The sequence below is a fragment of the Arthrobacter sp. StoSoilA2 genome, from assembly GCF_019977195.1.
Classification (GTDB): Bacteria; Actinomycetota; Actinomycetes; order Actinomycetales; family Micrococcaceae; genus Arthrobacter.
The window spans coordinates 3079219-3096292 of the sequence record NZ_AP024643.1; the positions used below are offsets into that span (position 1 = coordinate 3079219).

The following is a 17074-nucleotide window of genomic DNA, read 5'->3' on the forward strand; positions in this document are numbered from 1 at the left end:
GTGATACATGCAAATGCATCTAGTTTGGGATACACTGTTTACAGAGCCCGGGACCACGGGCAGGGAGAAAGGCACATCATGCAGATCGGCGTATTCAGCGTCAGTGACATCACCACTGACCCCACCACGGGCCGCACGCCCACGGAGAACGAACGCATCAAGGCCTCCGTTGCCATCGCCAAAAAGGTTGAAGAAATCGGCATGGATGTCTATGCCATTGGCGAGCACCACAACCGGCCCTTCTTCTCATCCTCCCCCACCACCACCCTGGCCTACATCGCAGCCCAGACCGAGCGGATCACCCTGTCCACGGCCACAACCCTGATCACCACGAATGACCCGGTCAAGATCGCCGAGGACTTCGCGATGCTGCAGCATCTCTCCGATGGCCGGGTAGATCTGGTGCTTGGGCGCGGGAACACAGCTCCTGTATACCCCTGGTTCGGCAAGAACATCCAGGACGGGATCGAGCTCGCGATCGAAAATTACAGCCTGCTCCGCAAGTTATGGGATGAGGATACGGTCAATTGGTCAGGCAAGTTCCGCACACCACTGCAGAACTTCACGTCCACACCGCGCCCCTTGGACGGCGTTGCCCCCTTCGTCTGGCACGGATCAATCCGCACGCCGCAGATCGCCGAAGTAGCTGCCTACTATGGCGACGGCTTCTTCGCCAACAACATCTTCTGGCCCAAGGAGCACTACCAGCAGTTGATCGGCCTCTACCGCGAGCGCTACGAGCACTATGGGCACGGCACGGCCGACCAGGCAATCGTGGGATTGGGTGGCCAGTTCTTCATGAGGAAGAATTCCCAGGACGCCGTCAAGGAGTTCCGTCCGTACTTCGACAACGCACCGGTGTACGGCCACGGCCCTTCCTTGGAGGACTTCACCTCACAGACTCCCCTGACCGTGGGCAGTCCGCAGGAAGTCATCGAGAAGACGCTCACCTTCCGTGAGTTCTTTGGCGACTACCAGCGGCAGTTGTTCCTGATCGATCACGCAGGTTTGCCCCTGAAGACCGTACTGGAGCAGCTTGACCTCTTCGGCGAGGAAGTCCTACCCGTGCTCCGCAAGGAATATGCTGCCTTGAAGCCGGCCAACGTGCCGGACGCGCCAACGCATGCTTCCCGCGTTGCCGCCGCCATGGAGGCCAGCGTCAACGAGTCTGCTCCAGCTGGAGCCCCGGGTCAGGAGGCCTGATGTCCAGCCCTTCGGCGTCATCCGCCGTTCGCCTCGCCGCCGAGACCTGGGAGTCGCTGTTCCGCTCCCAGGTGGCGGTGATGCGGAAACTTCAATCAGGTCCTGCGTTCAAATCACTGCCCGTGAAGGAGTACGACGTCCTGTTCACGCTCTCGCGATGCCCTTCGGGCCAGCTGCGGTTGAACGAGATCAATGACAAAGTGCTGCTGAGCCAGTCCAGCCTGAGCCGTTTGGTGGACCGTCTGGAGAAGCGCGGTTTGGTGGAACGGACAACAGCGCCCGACGACGGTCGTGGAGTGCTGCTGTCCCTGACCGAATCAGGCAGCGAGCTGCAAAAAACAATTGGCCGGGAACACGTGCGTGATATTGCGCAACTCGTGGGGCCGGCGCTGACTGTGGAGGAGCAGCGCGAGCTGTTGCGGCTGACGGAGAAGCTGCGGGCCTCGGTGGCAGGACACCAGGGGACGCACGGGTAAGCCTGCCACCCTCCGCCATCCTGCGCAGGTTAATTTCAGCGCAGGTTATCTTAGCGCAGGCGGACGAGCTGCCGTGGATCCTCCATTGGGAGCTCACCGTTGACTGATGCGCTGACTTTGAGGGTCTTCAGCGACAGGCTGCCACCTACAGTGGACAAGAAGGCTGTGTCTGAAGAATCCCGTCCTGCCGTAATGCGAAGCATGGACCCGCGGGGCGCCAGCCCCGTGGGATCGATGATGTGCCATTCATTCTCGATGTAGGCCTCTGCCACAGCGTGGAAGTCCATGGGGCTCAGACCGGGTGCGTACACAGCCGCGAGGCGGGCGGGAACATCCTTGGACCGCAACAGGGCGATGGCCAGATGGGCGAAGTCACGGCATACACCCCGGCGGTGGAGAAGCGTCTCCACCGCCCCGTCGGTTCCTCGTGAGGACCCACTGACGTAACGCAGTTCTCCGTTGACCCAATCGCGGACAGCGTGGAGCAGTTCGGCCCCGCCAAGGCTGCCGAACTCGGCGTAAGAGGTGGGCAGCAACCGATCAGATTCGGCGTAGCGGCTCGGCCGGACGTACCGGATGAGTTCCATCGGAGAGGGTGTGTCGCATTCTGCGAAGCCATGGACCGTTGCCTGATAGTCAACCGTCACTTCGCTGGGCTCCGCGAATTCCATATATTGGAAGCGGCCCCCGTGATGGTCGCTGAGTTCAGCGAAAGGAATCTCGTTCCCATCCAGAGTGATGGAGAGTGTTTCCGTCACTGACTCGTACCCCGGATTGTTGGCCACGGCAATGGCCATGGCCACTTTCGTGTTGGCTACAGTCTTGAAAACGAGCTTGGCAGCAACGTTGCGTTCCATTGATCTCCGGGGTGGGTTGCGGCGGGACAGCCCCCGATGTCGCCGTTGTGTGGATCAGCCAACCGCAGGACTACAGATTGACCTTCAGAGACAGTAGCATCCGTTGGACGTTCGCGAATTCAGAATCGTGGGCGACGTACTTCGCGGCCAGGTCCAAGGTGTCAAAAGTCTTTGCGGGGGCTACTTTTTCATCGGCGGCGAAGGCATGGACCGCCGTGACATCCCCGAAAGAGTAGTCGCCCTTGCCGGCAGGCCCCTGAACGCGGTTCCTCAGTTCGCAGGCATGCCCGTCGGCGCCAGCCACCATGTTGGTGATGCCATAGGATCCGAAGAATTTGTAGCCCTGGATCACGCGGAAAACGACGCGGGGATCAATGGTGTCCGGACCATCGGAGTGCGGAACATCCAGCGGCACACTGCTGATAACAACGTAGGGATGGCTTTGGCCCGCGGGGCAAGAGATTGGACCTGCAGGAGGCAGACCTGTCTGCAGGGTCGCGATGTATCGGCCCCCGCCATCTTTGACTTCGACCTTCAGGGCACCGGGCAATGAGCCGGCTTGAGCCGTGACCGACTGGGCAATCCAATCGCCGGGGAGTTCGAAGCTGATTTTTTTGGCCGGATCCGTGTAGGTCTTCCAGGTCAACGCCGTGGCTGCCGGGCTCGGGTCAGAGCTGGTTGCAGCACTTGAGCCGGGTGTCGCGGACGGCGGGTTGGAGACGGCGTCTCCTGGCGGCGTCGTGCTTTTCGACCCGGAGCCTTGGGACGGGAGGCCTGACTCTGAACCATTGGGATGGGAGCCGGAGGTCTGGGAAACCTGTGGCCCCTTGTTTTCAGTGGAACAGGCCGCGGTAGTAGTAAGCAGGACAGCACCCAGTACCAATGCGCCGAACCGAAGCTTCGCCGTCATGCCGTTGGGGTAGGGAGTGCCGTTCATGCGCACAGCTTATCGGCGGGGAAGGCCCGACACGGGATTTGACGGCGTACTAGGCTGAAGACATGGCTCCCGATCAGCACGACGCATTCGAGGACAACATGCCCGCCATGTCCGCCGTTGACGTTGCGGACTGGCGGCTTCGGACCTTCGCCCTCTATGACCAAGTGCGGCAGCTGGCGGCTACGGATCCGTTCGATGCACACAACTATTGGCGCCAGGAGCGGGACCGGATGTTTGCTACCCATCCCGCATCCGCCCTGACAGCAGAGATGAAAGCATCCTTCTCCGGGCTGCGTACGGCCGACTACGATCCCGCCTTCCGGATGTACGTTCCGCTGTCGCCGGAGGGAACGGGACAGGAAATGAATGTTCAGACAGGGACCGACGGCGTAGTTCCGTTTGTGAGGATTGGAACCTTTGAGCTGCCGGGGCTCGGGTCCCTGGCCGTTTGGCGGCTGCGAAGCTATGGGGGCGGCATCTTCGTGCCTTTGCGCGACGCTACCGCCGGCAAAGAGGGTGGAAGCTACGGCGCCGGAAGATACCTTTTGGACACCGTGAAGGGCGCTTACCACGGTGTTCGCCGCATCGATGAACGGCAGGAGTTCATCGTGGACTTAAACTTCGCCTACAACCCGTCCTGCGCCTATAACGAAGCCTGGGCGTGCCCCCTTGCCGGACCGGCCAACCGGCTCGCAGCGGAGGTACCAGTGGGTGAACTGTATTTGGGAGAAGGCTAACGCCTCCCGAAGCCAGCCGCGGTGCGGACCGACACTGCGGCGCCTGGGAAGGACGAAGTCAGCGTCACGGAACCGTAAGTTTTGGTAACTGTGGGCCGGACCGTAAAAGCCTAGCCTTGGAGCATGAACAGAATTGGGCGGATGATCCGTGGCCACAGGGTCCTTGCCTCCGTGGTGGGCGTGGCGGTCGTGGTCCTGGTCATCGTTGGGGCCGCGCTGTTCCAGCCCTGGCGGCTGTTTACGAGCAGCAGCGTGAACGAGGCCCTGCCGTGGGATCCTCCTTCATCAACATCGGCGTCTCCCTCTAATGCACCGACGTCCGATGCACTGACTTCCGACGCACAGGGCAGTGGCTCCCCTGCCCCCAACACCTCTGCCTCCACGCCAGCAGTCAAGACGGAACCTGTGGTGCTGGGCTTCGGCAATTTCCAATCCCAGGAGCATCAGACTTCCGGTACTGCACAGCTCCTGGAACTGCCCGATGGCTCCCGTGTGCTGAGGTTGGAAAACCTGGCCAGCAGCGACGGGCCGGACGTCAAGGTCTGGCTTAGCAGCCTTGAAGCAGGAGGCGATTGGTACAAGTACCGCTCGGGTCGGTATGTGGACCTCGGCCCCATCAAGGCCACGCACGGCAACCAGAACTACGTCATCCCATCCGGGGTGGACGTCTCAGGCCTGTCATCGGTGGTGCTCTGGTGTGACCGTTTCAGCGTCGCTTTCGGATCGGCGCAGCTTGCCTGACCCGTTGTGGGGCCACGTCTGCGCCTGTACAAGGGGTCTTAGGGCGTAAAGCGGGCCCCACAACAGATTGCAGGACGTAGGATGTCATCATGACTTTCCGCCTTCCCCGTCGCATCGCCCGCGTCCGCCCCTTGGATTCACAGGATCCCAACGAGCAATTCTTCGTTGCCAACGACGCCCATGACTTCGAATCCGAAGCGGGGACGCACTGGCTTGTTATCGATTCGCCCTTCGAGGCATCAAGGGCAAACGCGAGTAGCCCCACGCGGCTCGGTTGGGAACCGGGGACGGGGGTGAGCGAGGGTTCTTTCACTTTCCTCGCACCTTCAGTGCCGGCCAACGTCTTTGGCATGGCCCACAACACCGGGCAGGCTGGCAGGGACCTTCAACCACAGGCATTTCACAAGGCCGCCTCCAGCGTGATCGGCCCCGGCGAAGCGATCCAGCTGAGTTCGAACGTTGGTCATGTTGACCCGGAAGCGGAACTGACGGTCGTCGTCGGACGTACAGCGCGGGGCCTGACGCTGGAAACGGCGGGGTCGGCAATCCTCGGCTACACCATCGGGAACGATGTCTCCGCACGCGACCTCCAAAAGACCGACGAACTCTGGATCAGCGCGAAGAGCCAGGACACCTTTACGCCTGCAGGTCCGTGGATCGTCACCGACCTCGACGCCGCAGATCTTTCCATCGGGATCGTCCACAATGGCACCGCGCTCAAAACCGCAAGCTCGGCGGACCTCGGCTGGAAAGTGGACGAAATCATGGTCTATCTGACCTCGTTCATGACCATCCACCCCGGCGACCTGGTCCTGACTGGCTTCCCCGCCGAATGCGCGCGCATTCAGCCAGGTGACACCGTGGTGTGCCGGGTGGAAGGAATTGGGGAGCTCGCCAACCCCGTCACCACCGCTTCCTGGGAGGGTGTGCCCGCATAGTGTGTCAGGCTTAACCTCATGGAGACAGCCGCAGACGCCACCGAACTGCGCCCGCCTCCCATACAAAAGCCCCCCAGGAAGAGGCATCGCGGCCTTCTCAAGTACCCCGTGGTGCGGCAACTGCTTCGATTCACCGGCGTCGGAATTCTCTGCACAGCAAGTTCGCTTGCCCTCTACGCGCTGCTGCGTCCCTGGATTGACCCCCAGCTCGCCAACGCCGTGGCGTTGATCGTGACCTCGATCATGAACACAGCGCTCAACCGCAGGCTGACCTTCAAGATCAGCGGCAGCAGGAAACGCGGCCAGGACCACATGCATGGGTTGATCGTCATAGGGATTGCCCTGGTCATCACTGGGGGGGCCTGGGCATCCTGCATCTGATCCATCCCGAGGCTACTGTCAGCGAAGAACTCTGGACCACGACGCTCTCCGGCTTCGTTGCCACAGGCGTCCGGTTCACGCTCTTGAGGCATTGGATTTTCCGCCGCGCCCGCCACGTGTAACTAGCCCGGTTGCGGTGTTGCCAGGTTCCGGACACGCCCGACGGCGGTTTCCACGGCTCCGGCAGCTTGCTCGAGTTCGGCTTCGGTAACAGTTGACGGGAAGCTGAAGCGCACGGCTGTTTGCGCTATCTCCGGGACCATGCCCAACGCCAAGAGTACTGGCGACGGGGCGTCCGATCCCGCCGCGCAGGCGGAACCACTGGAGCAAACCACGCCAAGGCGTTCCAGCTCAAGCAGGACTGATTCGCCGCTGGTTCCAGGGAAGCAGAACGATGCGATTGATGGCAGCCTCCGGCTTCGATGCCCTGTCAGTATGGCGCCCGGGACGGTTTGGAGGACCTGCGCGACGAACCGCTCCCTCAGCTCTGAAACCCGGGCCGCCAACTCCGGCTGCTCGCGCAGGCTCAACGTCAGTGCCGTGGACAATGCCACGGCCGCGGCTACATTCTCCGTCCCGGATCTCTTTCCCCGCTCCTGGCCTCCCCCATGAACCAACGGCTCCACGCGCATCCGACCCTTCGTGAACAGGACACCGGATCCCTTGGGCGCGCCCAGCTTGTGGCCGGAAAGGCTCAGCGCATCCACGCCCAGGGCCTTGACGTCCACGCTCAGCCAGCCGGCCGCTTGGACGGCATCAGTGTGGAAGGGGATGCCCATCCCGTGGGCTGCGGCAGCGAGGTCCGCGACGGGCTGGACCGTACCGATCTCGTTGTTCGCATACATGATGCTCACCAAGGCTGTCTCCGGCCGGAGGACGGCCCGGAGCGCGTCCACTGAGACGAGTCCGTCCGTGTCCACCGGCACCACGTCCACCGTGAAGCCATGCACGCGTTCGAGGTAACGGGCGGACTCCTCCACGGCAGGATGCTCGATTGCGCTTATCACTACCCGTTTCAGCGAGGGATCGGCTGCATGCCGGGCCAGTGCGATTCCCTTGACAGCCAGGTTGTCAGCCTCCGTGCCGCCCGAGGTGAAGGTCACCTCGCCCGCGCGGCAACTGAGCACCTTCGCGACGGCTGACCTCGCCTCTGCGAGCGCAGTGGCGGCCGCTTCACCCAGGCTGTGGTGGCTGGATGGGTTGCCAAACCCGCCACTGAGGTACGGCCACATGGCTTCGAGTACTTCGCGCCGGACCGGCGTGGTGGCTGCAGCGTCCAGGAAGATCATGGAAGTCAGACTGCTTTCGGCTCTGCATCAGTCCGCAGCTCAATGTCCAGCCCGAGGTCCAGTGCCGAAACACTGTGCGTCAGCCCGCCGATCGAGATGACGTCCACGCCTGTCGCGGCGATCTCTGCCACTGTGTTGAGGTTGACGTTTCCGCTGGCTTCCACGTTTGCCCGTCCGTCTACCTGTTTGACGCCTGCCCGGAGTTCATCGATGGAAAAGTTGTCCAGCATGATGGTGTCCACTCCCGCGGCCAGGACGGGTTCGATCTGGTCTGCCCGGTCAACTTCAACTTCAAAGTGAGTTGTGTGTCCCAGCTGGGCTTTGGCGGCTGCGAGCAGTTCAGTGAGTTTCGCGGAGTCTCCGCCGGTCATGACAGCCAAGTGGTTGTCCTTTGCCAGGACGGCATCCGAGAGGCTGTAGCGGTGGTTCGCTCCCCCGCCGCAGCGCACGGCATAGCGTTCCAGGACACGCAAACCGGGCGTGGTTTTGCGGGTGTCCGTGATCCGGGCGCGCGTTCCTTCAACCAATCTGACGAATTCTGCGGTCTTGGTGGCAATGGCGCTCATCCGCTGCACCAGGTTGAGTCCGACGCGTTCTGCCAACAGTACCGATCGTGCACTGCCGGTGACCCGCGCGAGGTGGGTTCCGGCGTCGAACGCTTCACCGTCGGCGAGCAGCAATTCCACCTCGGTGTCCGGGTCAACGAGCTTCATGGCGTCGCGGAAGACCGTTCCACCGCTGAAGACGCCCGGGACGCGGGCATTCAGGACCGCCGTGGCACGCGCGCCGGCGGGGATCAGCAGCTGCGAGGTGATGTCACCGCTGGGTGCGTCCTCCGCGAAGGCCCGCTCCAGGATGTCCCGTACAGGTGCTGCGGGGAGGGTCAGGTTGGTCATGGAGGTCAGGTCAGTCATTGACGAGGCTCGCTTTCCGGCTCATGGTGTAACGCTTGTCAAAATCCTCGACGGCGGCTGGTTCCTTGACGCCGTCACTGCGGTAGTGCGCCCCCAGCGACTCCCGCCGCTCCCGGGCCGCATGGACGAGCAACTGTGCCGCCAGGAGCAAGTTGGAGTCCTCATGCTCCCGGGGATCAAGGGAATCAGGCACCTCCAGGGGAACAACTTCGCCCTCCCAGGAACCCAAAACTTCAGCGGCCTCTGCCAACAACCCACCGGTACGCAGCACGCCGGCCTTGGCAGTCATCAGCCGGCGAAGTGCCTGCCGCGAAAACACCCCCGCGTGCCCAAAGGACGTCTCACGAGCACCCGGACCCGGCATAGACTCAAACTCCCAAGAAATAGGAACCGGGATAGCATCCATTTCGAAAACCGAAGTGACAGGCGAGGCCGGAGGCCCCGACAGCGCCGTTGTCGCGTGAGCGCCCGAACCGGCCGCCGAGCTTGCGAGGCGATCGCCGGTACGAGGCGCGAGCGCAGGCGCAAAGGGGCCTGCGGCTCCGCCTGTCGACCCCAAGAACGCTTCAACAGCACGCCGCCCGAACACGAGCCCTTCGAGCAAAGAGTTGCTGGCCAGCCTGTTGGCCCCTTGGACGCCGGTGCAGGCAACCTCGCCCGCGGCGAGCAAGCCCGGCACAGATGTGCGGCCGTAGAGGTCGGTCACCACACCACCCATCCAGTAGTGGGCCGCGGGTGCTACGGGGACACGTTGCCGGGTCCAGTCGACACCGGCTTGGCGCGTCCGCTTGCTGAGGGTGGGGAAGCGCCTGGCCAGGAAGCCCTGGCCACGCTGTTCTTCGATCACGGTGGCGTCGAGGAACACGTGGCCGTTGGGGTCGCCGAGTTGGGCCAGGTGAAGTGCGATGCTGCGGGAGACGACGTCCCTGGGCGCGAGTTCCGCATCAGGGTGATAGCCGGGCATGAACCGGTGTCCACCGGCATCGACCAGGATGGCCCCTTCCCCCCGCACTGCTTCGGAGATCAGCAGGGGTTCGTTGTTCCCGTCTGCCTCCCTGGCCTCGGCCGGTATCACCATGCATGTTGGGTGGAACTGGAAGAACTCAAGGTCTGCAACGGCGCCTCCGGCACGCCATGCGAGCGCAAGGCCGTCGGCGGTGGCCACGGAGGGATTTGTGGTCTGCGCAAACAGTTGGCCTGCTCCTCCGGTGGCCAGGAGTACGGCGTCTGCCTGGAGGCCGAGCTCTTGCCCGTCGTGGATGAAGCTGCACCCCATAACGCGGGCGCCATCCAGCGAAAGCGAGGTGACCTGCGCGTGTCCGATCACCGTGATCCGTCCAGCCGCCTGTGCATCCAGCACGGCGCGGATCAGCGCTGCGGCCACCCCGGCACCGGTTGCGTCGCCGCCGGCGTGCAGGATGCGCGGAGCTGAGTGGGCGGCCTCGAGGCCCAAGGCGGGGTCGCCGTCGTCGTCGAGGTCGAACTGCACGCCGAACCGTCCCAGTCCCGCGATGTCCAACCGCGCCTCAGTGCACAACACCCGCACCGCCTCTTCGTTGCAGTGGCCTGCCCCTGCCTTGAGGGTGTCGGCGATGTGCGCAGCCACCGTGTCACCGGGAGCTGGCTCGTCCAACACGGCGGAGATCCCGCCCTGGGCGTAGTAGGTGTTGCTGTCCGCGAGCGCACCCTTGGTCAGCAGCACCACTTCGGCTCCGGCTTCGGCGGCCAGCAAGGCTGAATACAGCCCCGCGATGCCGCTTCCGACGACGATCAGCCGCTTGGGCGTGCGCCCTTCAGCAACGCTTCCTGAGGTCATGTGAGGCTCGATTCGGATCGTCCGGTAGACCGGCGTGGGTAGCGGGTTAGGCAGGCTTGGCGGCCAGCATGCGCTCCAGCGCAATTTTGGCGTTTTCCTGCACGGCGTCATCCACGGTGATGCGGTTGACGATGCGTCCTTCGACGAGTTCCTCCAGCACCCATGCGAGGTAGCCGGGGTGGATGCGGTACATGGTGGAGCAGGGGCAGATCACGGGGTCCAGGCAGAAGATCGTGTGCTGTGGGTTTTCCGCAGCGAGCCGGTTCACCATGTTGATTTCCGTACCGATGGCGAACGTGGTGGGTTCGGTGGCGGCAGCGATGGCCTTCTTGATGAAGTCGGTGGAACCGGCGGAGTCCGCGGCATCCACGACCTCCATGGGGCACTCGGGGTGCACGATTACGTTCACGCCGGGGAAATCGACGCGGGCCTTCTCGATCTGGCCTACGTTGAAGCGCTTGTGGACCGAGCAGAAGCCGTGCCAGAGGATCACGCGGGCGTCCAGCAGCGTCTGTTCGTCGTTGCCACCCAGTTCCTTGCGCGGGTTCCACATGGGCATCTGCTCGAGCGGGACGCCGAGGGCCTTTGCCGTGTTGCGGCCCAGGTGCTGGTCGGGGAAGAACAGGACGCGCTGCCCACGTTCGAAGGCCCATTCCAGGACAACTTTGGCGTTGGAGGACGTGCAGACAATTCCGCCGTTCCGGCCACAGAAGGCCTTCAGCGCAGCGGAGGAGTTCATGTAGGTGACGGGGATGACCGGAACGCGGCCCAGGGCATCAGTGTCCGTGCCGAAGATTTCTTCGAGCTGTTCCCAGCACTCCTCTACCGAGTCCTCATCAGCCATGTCCGCCATGGAGCAGCCAGCCGCGAGGTTCGGCAGGATGACGGCCTGTTCCGGCGTGGACAGGATGTCCGCAGTCTCTGCCATGAAGTGGACGCCGCAGAAGATGATGGCTTCCGCGTCGGGCTTTGTCAGCGCAGCGTTGGCCAGCTGGAAAGAGTCACCCACGAAGTCGGCGTACTGAATCACTTCGTCACGCTGGTAGAAGTGGCCCAGGATCACGGCGCGGTCCCCGAGCGTCTTTTTGGCAGCGCGGATCCGGGCATCCAGTTCGGCATCCGTTGCCCGTTTGTACTCGTCCGGGAGCTGTCCCTGGCGCGGCGTTTCCTTGGGAGCGACGTCGCTGCTGGAGGCTCCTGGTCCGTAGGCGGGGGCACCGGCAAGTGCCTCGGCAAGGTCATACTCCCAGGGGCCTTTGGCCAGGGCCGGGCTGCAGGTGGATCCGGCGGCGGAAAGCCCCTTCTCGGCTTCCTCCCGCGTGATCAGCTGGACGGCAGTGTTGACGCTGCTCATGGTGTACTCCTGTTATCTGGCCCGAGGCCGGGCGTGCCGGTGAAGCGGTAGAGGCGTGGCGGACGGTGTTTTCCGCCTTGCAGGTATTCACCGGTTTCTTCAATTTCCGGTGTGGCTTTGATGTGCCGGCGAAAGTTTGCCGGGTCCAGTTGACGGTCCAGGACGGCCTCGTAGACTTCGCGGACCTGCGCGAGCGTGAAGAACTCTCCCAGCAGGTGGTAGGCGATGGAACCGTAGGCCATTTTATTGCGGAGCCGCCAGAGTGCGTAGTCCACGATCGCGTTGTGGTCGAAGGCGAGTTCGCCGAGCCTGTCTGCCCGGAACCACCGCACGTTTTCCGATTCGTCGGCGAGGGCGGCTTCGGTCGGCTGGACCAGGGCCCAGTAGACGATCGAGACGACCCGCTGGCTGGGTGATCGGTGCAGGCCGCCGAAAGCGTAGAGCTGCTCGAGGTATTGCGGCGCCAGGCCCGTTGTCTCCCGGAGGTTGCGCGATGCCGCGTCCTGAAGGGACTCGTCGTGCGCCAAAGGACCGCCCGGCAGCGCCCACATGTCCTTGTAGGGCTCGCGGATCCTACGGACCAGCGGAAGCCACAGCGTGGGACGGCCGGACTTTTCACTGGGACGGAGGGCGAAAATCACCGTCGAAATGGCCAACGACGGCGGCGCCAAGCGGCGTTCAGCAACGTTGGCTGATATCGGATTCACGGCGTTCACCTCGCTTTGTCGCCGCCTGGAGATCGTCCTCCACGCACTGGAACCTGAGTTAAAGTCACTATGACTAGAACTAATGGTACGACTCCGCAGCCTGTAGGCAAAATGCTTTGCGTCACACTGACTTGGCGGCGGCTTCCATCAGCGGCAGGGTCCGGCCCTGGATGTGGCTGTTGAGCACAATGACGGACGAACAACGGACCACGGATTTGGTGGCAATCATGGCGTCCAACACGCGTTGCATGTCCGGATTGGAACGGGCTGCGATACGCACCATGAGGTCCGAATTCCCCGTCACGGTGTGCACTTCGATGATCTCCGGGATGGCGCTCAGGCTCTGGATGATGGCGTCGTGACCGATCTCCTGGGTGATGGTGACCGAACAGAATGCCACCACGGGGAAGCCGAAGTTGGCAGGATCCGGCTGCGGAACCCAGGAGCCGATCACTCCGTTCTCGATCATTCGGTCAATCCGGGATTGCACCGTAGCCCTGGCAACCCTCAGCACACGGGAGGCCTCCAAGACGGAAGACCTCGGCGAATCAGTGAAGAAACGTACAATTTTTGCATCAAGCGCATCGACCAGCATCAAAGTTCCTGTCCCCGGGGATTCTTACCCATCACATCGCCACAGCAAAAAGTGATGTATCTTACAAACTGCGAGAATTATTCCACGGCTCTTGCTGCGTCGTCGACGCCCAGCTTGCTCAGCCCAAGAGGCCGGCTCGCTACACCGAGTATGAAATCCATAGAAGGTAGACACGTATGACAACGAAGTCCATCGCGGCTCCTGCGCCAACATCCGGCCTTGGCCATTCACTTAAGCCACGCCAACTCACCATGATGGGGCTCGGAAGCGCCATCGGAGCAGGCCTCTTCCTCGGCTCCGGCGCAGGCATCCAGGCCGCCGGCCCGGCGGTCCTGATCTCCTACCTCGTAGCGGGTACCCTGATCATCCTGGTCATGTGGGCCCTGGGCGAGATGGCTGCCGCAAACCCCAACAGCGGAGCATTCTCCGTCTACGCCGAAAAAGCCATGGGCAAGACCGCCGGCGGCACCATTGGCTGGCTCTGGTGGCTGCAATTGGTGGTGGTCATCGCAGCCGAAGCCCTTGGCGCGGCAGGCCTGCTCTTTACCGTCTGGCCAGTGATTCCGGTGTGGGTGCTCGCACTGGTGTTCATGGTGGCGTTCACCGGCATCAACCTCGTGGGCGTACGCAATTTTGGCGAGTTCGAATTCTGGTTCGCGATTCTGAAAGTCGCGGCAATCGTCATCTTCCTCCTCATCGGCGCAGCCCTGCTGTTCGGCTGGTTGCCCAACGTTGCCTCGCCGGGCCTCTCGGCCTTCGGAGACTTCGCCCCCAACGGAATCGGCGGCATCGCAGCTGCTTTGTTCGTGGTGATCTTCGCCTTCGGCGGAACGGAAATCGTCAGCGTCGCCGCTGCCGAAACAGAGAACCCCGCGCACAGCGTCGGCAAGGCCATCCGGACAGTGGTTTGGCGCATCCTGGTCTTCTACATCGGCTCGGTTTTCGTCATCGCAGCGGCTCTTCCCGTTGGCTCCGACGGCCTGAAGTCCCCGTTCGCGGGCGTACTGGACCTCGCCGGTATCCCGGGAGCGGGCGCTGCGATCACGCTCGTCGCTGTCGTCGCACTGCTGTCAGCCCTGAACGCCAACCTCTACGGCGCTTCAAGGATGATCTTCTCCCTGTCCGAGCGCGGCGAGGCCCCTGGTTTCCTGTCCAAGCTGAGCGGCTCCAAGGTGCCGGTGGCCGCCGTCGGGATTTCCGTTGCATTCGGCTTCATCGCGACCGTCCTGGAACTGCTCTTCCCCGAGCACGTACTGCCTGCGCTCCTGAACCTCGTGGGGTCCACATGCCTGGTGGTGTGGGGCACTGCCCTGGTCTCCCAGTTCATCCTGCGCCGCAGGGCCGACCGCGAAGGAACCGAGCTGCCGCTGCGCATGAAGGGCTTCCCGGTGCTTACGGCCGTGGGGATCGTCCTGCTGGGCATCATCCTCGTGGTGGGCTTTGCCAACCCTGAGAGCGCCGGCCAGCTGATCGGTACGTTCATCCTGATCCTGGTTATCGCCGCCGGATGCTTCCTCAACGCCAAGGCGAAGGCCGGTAAGCAGCCCGTGCACATCAAGTAGCCACCTGCCTATTGAAACCAAGAGGTCCTGCGCAATTTGTTTTGCGCAGGACCTCTTTGCGTATCCAAATTGTACAAAGTGTTTCCTTGAAACTGAGCTGATTGCGCACAGCCGCTGGCGGTGACTAGGGTCACAGCCATGACTACCAAACACCTGCTCGCCGCCGTCGATGAGGATGCGGCGCCGCTCACGCACGAACAGCTCCGTGAGCTCTACGCCCTGATGGCTTCCGTCCGCCACCTGGACACAGCAGCCGTCGCCTGGCAGCGCCAGGGCATCATCCCCGGCTATGCGCCCCAGCTGGGCCAGGAAGCCGCGCAGGTAGGCAGCGGATACGCCGTTGACCGGACCATGGACTTCGTGTTCCCCACATATCGCGAGATGGGCGTGGCCCGGGCAATGGGCGTGGACATGGTGGGCTACATGTCCACGCACAAAGCCACGTGGCATGGCGGAATGTACAACCCGCTGGAATCCCGCTTCGCTCCCATCCAGGCTGTAGTGGCGGGATCCGTATTGCATGCTGTCGGCTGGGCCCACGGCCAAACCCTTTCCGGAAAGCCCGACGGCGAACGCGGCGTTGCCATGACGTACTTCGGCGATGGAGCATCCTCCCAGGGCGATGTCCACGAGGCCATGAACTTTGCCGCTGTGATGAAGGCGCCAGTGGTCTTCTTCATCCAGAACAACGGATGGGCGATCTCCGTCCCCACGGAGCGCCAGGTTGCCGGCGGCTCAGTCGCTGCGCGCGCGGCTGGATACGGAATTCCTTCGCTGCAGGTGGACGGCAACGACGTCGTCGCAGTCTTCGAGGCCACCCGTTCGGCTTTCGCCCATTGCCGCGCGGGTCACGGGCCGGTTGTCATTGAAGCGATGACCTACCGCCGCGGGCCCCACTCCACGGCGGACGACCCCGGACGTTACCGCACCCTGGATGAGGAACGGCTCGGGGCGGGCGAGGATCCCCTTGAGCGGTTCCGGCAGCGCCTGCTCGCCGACGGAGTAGCGGATGCAGCGTTTTTCGCCGAAGCACAACGGAGAGCCGAGGAGGAAGAGGAAGCCATTCGTTCGGGTATCGAGGCCCTTGGCCCACGACCGGGGGCCGAAATGTTCAGCCTGGTCTTCCAGGAACCAACACCCACCCTTCAATCCCAGGCCACAGCGTGGCGCAAGGAGTCCGAACATGTCTGAGACGATCACAGAAGCGCCGGGGACCGCGACTGACACGGCTGCGCCCGTTCTGCAGATGTCCATGCAGCAGGCCCTCAACCGCGCACTGGACGAAATCCTGGCCGACGATCCCAAAACTGTCATCTTCGGTGAAGACTGCGGCCGCCTCGGCGGCGTCTTCCGCATCACCGATGGCCTCCAGGCCAAGCACGGCGAGGAGCGCGTCTTTGACACTCCACTGGCCGAGTCCGGCATCCTGGGCATGTCGGTGGGCCTGGCCATGGCGGGCTTCCACCCCATCCCGGAAGTCCAGTTCGACGGCTTCGCCTACCCGGCCATCAACCAGATCATCTGCCAGATCGCGCGCATGAACTACCGCAGCCGCGGCACGCTCCCGATGCCGATCACGCTCAGGGTTCCCAGCTTCGGCGGAATCCGCGCCCCCGAACACCACGGCGAAAGCCTCGAAGCACTCTTTGCGCACGTTCCCGGGCTGAAAGTGGTTTCTCCCTCCAACCCGCACGACGCCTATCACCTCCTCAAGTACGCAGCCACTCGGCCGGATCCTGTCATCTTCATGGAGCCCAAGTCCCGCTACTGGCAGAAAGGTCCGGTGGACGTCACCTCCGCGACTCCCGGCACAGAGGCGTCCGACGGCGGCAGTCCCACCGGAGCCCGCGTGGTTCGGGAAGGCCGACACCTGACCCTCGTCGCATGGGGTGCCATGGTGGCCCGCTGCCTCCAGGTTGCCGAACTTGCTGCCGAGGACGGCATCGACGTCGAGGTCCTGGACCTGCGCTGGCTGAAGCCGATCGACGCCGAAGCCCTGGCGACGTCCGTCGGTAAGACGCGACGCGCCGTCGTCGTCCATGAAGCGCCCCTGACCTCAGGCCTTGGTGCCGAGGTCGCCCAACTCATCACGCAGCGTTGCTTCGACACGCTGAAGGCTCCGGTGGAGCGCGTGACCGGCTTCGACGTCCCCTACCCCTCCGGTGATCTCGAAGACGAATACATTCCGAACATCGACCGCATCCTCTTTGGGATCCAACGCGTACTGGAGTACCGCCGTGGCTGAAATTTCCTTCCCGCTCCCCGATTTGGGCGAAGGCCTCATCGAGGCAACCGTGCTGGACTGGCTGGTCTCACCGGGCCAACAGGTGGAACGCAACCAACCTCTCGTCGAACTCGAAACAAGCAAGTCGGCCCTCGAATTGCCCAGCCCCCAGGCGGGTAAAGTGGTGCGTATTCACGGGGCGCCCGGTGACATCATCAACGTCGGCGAACCGCTGATCGTGTTCGAGGTACCGGATGACACCGCCGGGATCGTGGGCACTGTTCCAAAGGACGAAGCACCCAAGCGCCGGGTCCGCCTGAGCGCCGTACTCGATGAGGACTGA

At 63.1% G+C, this 17074-nt stretch carries 18 protein-coding genes; 10 read left to right on the forward strand and 8 right to left on the reverse strand.

Annotation, left to right across the window (positions count from 1 at the left end):
• Window positions 1-78: 78 nt before the first annotated feature.
• On the forward strand, window positions 79-1203 hold the full coding sequence (locus LDN82_RS13965) for an LLM class flavin-dependent oxidoreductase (protein ID WP_224164618.1): 1125 nt from the start codon (window positions 79-81) through the stop codon (window positions 1201-1203).
• Window positions 1203-1679, forward strand: a complete 477-nt coding sequence (locus LDN82_RS13970; protein WP_224164619.1) for a MarR family winged helix-turn-helix transcriptional regulator — start codon at window positions 1203-1205, stop codon at window positions 1677-1679. The genes LDN82_RS13965 and LDN82_RS13970 overlap by 1 nt, the downstream gene beginning before the upstream one ends.
• Window positions 1680-1729: 50 nt before the next feature.
• Here the strand turns inward: LDN82_RS13970 and LDN82_RS13975 are convergent, their stop codons facing one another.
• Complete coding sequence (locus tag LDN82_RS13975) at window positions 1730-2536, reverse strand: transglutaminase family protein (RefSeq protein WP_224164620.1); 807 nt, start codon at window positions 2534-2536, stop codon at window positions 1730-1732.
• A gap of 70 nt (window positions 2537-2606) precedes the next feature.
• Window positions 2607-3473 (reverse strand): hypothetical protein, encoded by an 867-nt coding sequence (locus LDN82_RS13980; protein WP_224164621.1) that lies wholly within the window; start codon window positions 3471-3473, stop codon window positions 2607-2609.
• Window positions 3474-3535: 62 nt separating this feature from the next.
• On the opposite strand from LDN82_RS13980, the gene LDN82_RS13985 reads away from it, so the two are divergent.
• From LDN82_RS13985 to LDN82_RS14000, 4 genes are all read left to right on the forward strand, one after another.
• Window positions 3536-4210, forward strand: a complete 675-nt coding sequence (locus LDN82_RS13985) for a DUF1684 domain-containing protein (RefSeq protein WP_224090863.1) — start codon at window positions 3536-3538, stop codon at window positions 4208-4210.
• Between the two features lie 123 nt (window positions 4211-4333).
• Window positions 4334-4951 (forward strand): DM13 domain-containing protein, encoded by a 618-nt coding sequence (locus LDN82_RS13990; protein ID WP_224164622.1) that lies wholly within the window; start codon window positions 4334-4336, stop codon window positions 4949-4951.
• An 89-nt stretch (window positions 4952-5040) separates the two neighbouring features.
• On the forward strand, window positions 5041-5889 hold the full coding sequence (locus LDN82_RS13995) for a fumarylacetoacetate hydrolase family protein (protein ID WP_224164623.1): 849 nt from the start codon (window positions 5041-5043) through the stop codon (window positions 5887-5889).
• An 18-nt stretch (window positions 5890-5907) separates the two neighbouring features.
• Window positions 5908-6270 (forward strand): GtrA family protein, encoded by a 363-nt coding sequence (locus LDN82_RS14000; RefSeq protein ID WP_346347090.1) that lies wholly within the window; start codon window positions 5908-5910, stop codon window positions 6268-6270.
• A 122-nt stretch (window positions 6271-6392) separates the two neighbouring features.
• Here the strand turns inward: LDN82_RS14000 and LDN82_RS14005 are convergent, their stop codons facing one another.
• The 6 genes from LDN82_RS14005 to LDN82_RS14030 all read right to left on the reverse strand — a co-directional run bounded on the left by LDN82_RS14005 (window position 6393) and on the right by LDN82_RS14030 (window position 12945).
• A complete protein-coding gene (locus LDN82_RS14005) occupies window positions 6393-7559 on the reverse strand; it encodes a cysteine desulfurase family protein (protein WP_224164624.1) in 1167 nt (388 codons plus the stop codon).
• Window positions 7560-7564: 5 nt separating this feature from the next.
• Window positions 7565-8455, reverse strand: coding sequence for a carboxylating nicotinate-nucleotide diphosphorylase (gene nadC / locus LDN82_RS14010; protein ID WP_224091063.1), 891 nt, complete (start codon window positions 8453-8455; stop codon window positions 7565-7567).
• Between the two features lie 10 nt (window positions 8456-8465).
• Complete coding sequence (locus LDN82_RS14015) at window positions 8466-10289, reverse strand: FAD-dependent oxidoreductase (protein WP_224164625.1); 1824 nt, start codon at window positions 10287-10289, stop codon at window positions 8466-8468.
• A gap of 46 nt (window positions 10290-10335) precedes the next feature.
• Window positions 10336-11643, reverse strand: a complete 1308-nt coding sequence (gene nadA / locus LDN82_RS14020) for a quinolinate synthase NadA (protein ID WP_224164626.1) — start codon at window positions 11641-11643, stop codon at window positions 10336-10338.
• Window positions 11640-12359, reverse strand: coding sequence for an NUDIX domain-containing protein (locus tag LDN82_RS14025; RefSeq protein ID WP_223933379.1), 720 nt, complete (start codon window positions 12357-12359; stop codon window positions 11640-11642). The genes nadA and LDN82_RS14025 overlap by 4 nt, the downstream gene beginning before the upstream one ends.
• 112 nt (window positions 12360-12471) lie before the next feature.
• A complete protein-coding gene (locus LDN82_RS14030) occupies window positions 12472-12945 on the reverse strand; it encodes an Lrp/AsnC ligand binding domain-containing protein (protein ID WP_216923913.1) in 474 nt (157 codons plus the stop codon).
• Between the two features lie 176 nt (window positions 12946-13121).
• On the opposite strand from LDN82_RS14030, the gene LDN82_RS14035 reads away from it, so the two are divergent.
• The 4 genes from LDN82_RS14035 (at window position 13122) to LDN82_RS14050 (ending at window position 17074) form a co-directional block, all read left to right on the forward strand.
• Window positions 13122-14507, forward strand: a complete 1386-nt coding sequence (locus tag LDN82_RS14035) for an amino acid permease (protein WP_224164627.1) — start codon at window positions 13122-13124, stop codon at window positions 14505-14507.
• A 138-nt stretch (window positions 14508-14645) separates the two neighbouring features.
• Window positions 14646-15698, forward strand: a complete 1053-nt coding sequence (locus tag LDN82_RS14040) for a thiamine pyrophosphate-dependent enzyme (RefSeq protein WP_224164628.1) — start codon at window positions 14646-14648, stop codon at window positions 15696-15698.
• Complete coding sequence (locus LDN82_RS14045; protein ID WP_224164629.1) at window positions 15691-16752, forward strand: alpha-ketoacid dehydrogenase subunit beta; 1062 nt, start codon at window positions 15691-15693, stop codon at window positions 16750-16752. The genes LDN82_RS14040 and LDN82_RS14045 overlap by 8 nt, the downstream gene beginning before the upstream one ends.
• A complete protein-coding gene (locus LDN82_RS14050) occupies window positions 16745-17074 on the forward strand; it encodes a biotin/lipoyl-containing protein (RefSeq protein WP_224164630.1) in 330 nt (109 codons plus the stop codon). The genes LDN82_RS14045 and LDN82_RS14050 overlap by 8 nt, the downstream gene beginning before the upstream one ends.

What these genes read in the sequence shown, in the direction of transcription:
- LDN82_RS14005 (WP_224164624.1), bottom strand. Translation starts at nt 7,559, where the DNA reads ATGATCTTCCTGGACGCTGCAGCCACCACGCCGGTCCGGCGCGAAGTA.
- LDN82_RS13995 (WP_224164623.1), top strand. Translation starts at nt 5,041, where the DNA reads ATGACTTTCCGCCTTCCCCGTCGCATCGCCCGCGTCCGCCCCTTGGAT.
- LDN82_RS13990 (WP_224164622.1), top strand. Translation starts at nt 4,334, where the DNA reads ATGAACAGAATTGGGCGGATGATCCGTGGCCACAGGGTCCTTGCCTCC.
- LDN82_RS14045 (WP_224164629.1), top strand. Translation starts at nt 15,691, where the DNA reads ATGTCTGAGACGATCACAGAAGCGCCGGGGACCGCGACTGACACGGCT.
- LDN82_RS14030 (WP_216923913.1), bottom strand. Translation starts at nt 12,945, where the DNA reads ATGCTGGTCGATGCGCTTGATGCAAAAATTGTACGTTTCTTCACTGAT.
- LDN82_RS14015 (WP_224164625.1), bottom strand. Translation starts at nt 10,289, where the DNA reads ATGACCTCAGGAAGCGTTGCTGAAGGGCGCACGCCCAAGCGGCTGATC.
- LDN82_RS14000 (WP_346347090.1), top strand. Translation starts at nt 5,908, where the DNA reads ATGGAGACAGCCGCAGACGCCACCGAACTGCGCCCGCCTCCCATACAA.
- LDN82_RS13970 (WP_224164619.1), top strand. Translation starts at nt 1,203, where the DNA reads ATGTCCAGCCCTTCGGCGTCATCCGCCGTTCGCCTCGCCGCCGAGACC.
- nadC (WP_224091063.1), bottom strand. Translation starts at nt 8,455, where the DNA reads ATGACCAACCTGACCCTCCCCGCAGCACCTGTACGGGACATCCTGGAG.
- LDN82_RS13965 (WP_224164618.1), top strand. Translation starts at nt 79, where the DNA reads ATGCAGATCGGCGTATTCAGCGTCAGTGACATCACCACTGACCCCACC.
- LDN82_RS13975 (WP_224164620.1), bottom strand. Translation starts at nt 2,536, where the DNA reads ATGGAACGCAACGTTGCTGCCAAGCTCGTTTTCAAGACTGTAGCCAAC.
- LDN82_RS14035 (WP_224164627.1), top strand. Translation starts at nt 13,122, where the DNA reads ATGACAACGAAGTCCATCGCGGCTCCTGCGCCAACATCCGGCCTTGGC.
- LDN82_RS14040 (WP_224164628.1), top strand. Translation starts at nt 14,646, where the DNA reads ATGACTACCAAACACCTGCTCGCCGCCGTCGATGAGGATGCGGCGCCG.
- LDN82_RS13980 (WP_224164621.1), bottom strand. Translation starts at nt 3,473, where the DNA reads ATGAACGGCACTCCCTACCCCAACGGCATGACGGCGAAGCTTCGGTTC.
- LDN82_RS13985 (WP_224090863.1), top strand. Translation starts at nt 3,536, where the DNA reads ATGGCTCCCGATCAGCACGACGCATTCGAGGACAACATGCCCGCCATG.
- nadA (WP_224164626.1), bottom strand. Translation starts at nt 11,643, where the DNA reads ATGAGCAGCGTCAACACTGCCGTCCAGCTGATCACGCGGGAGGAAGCC.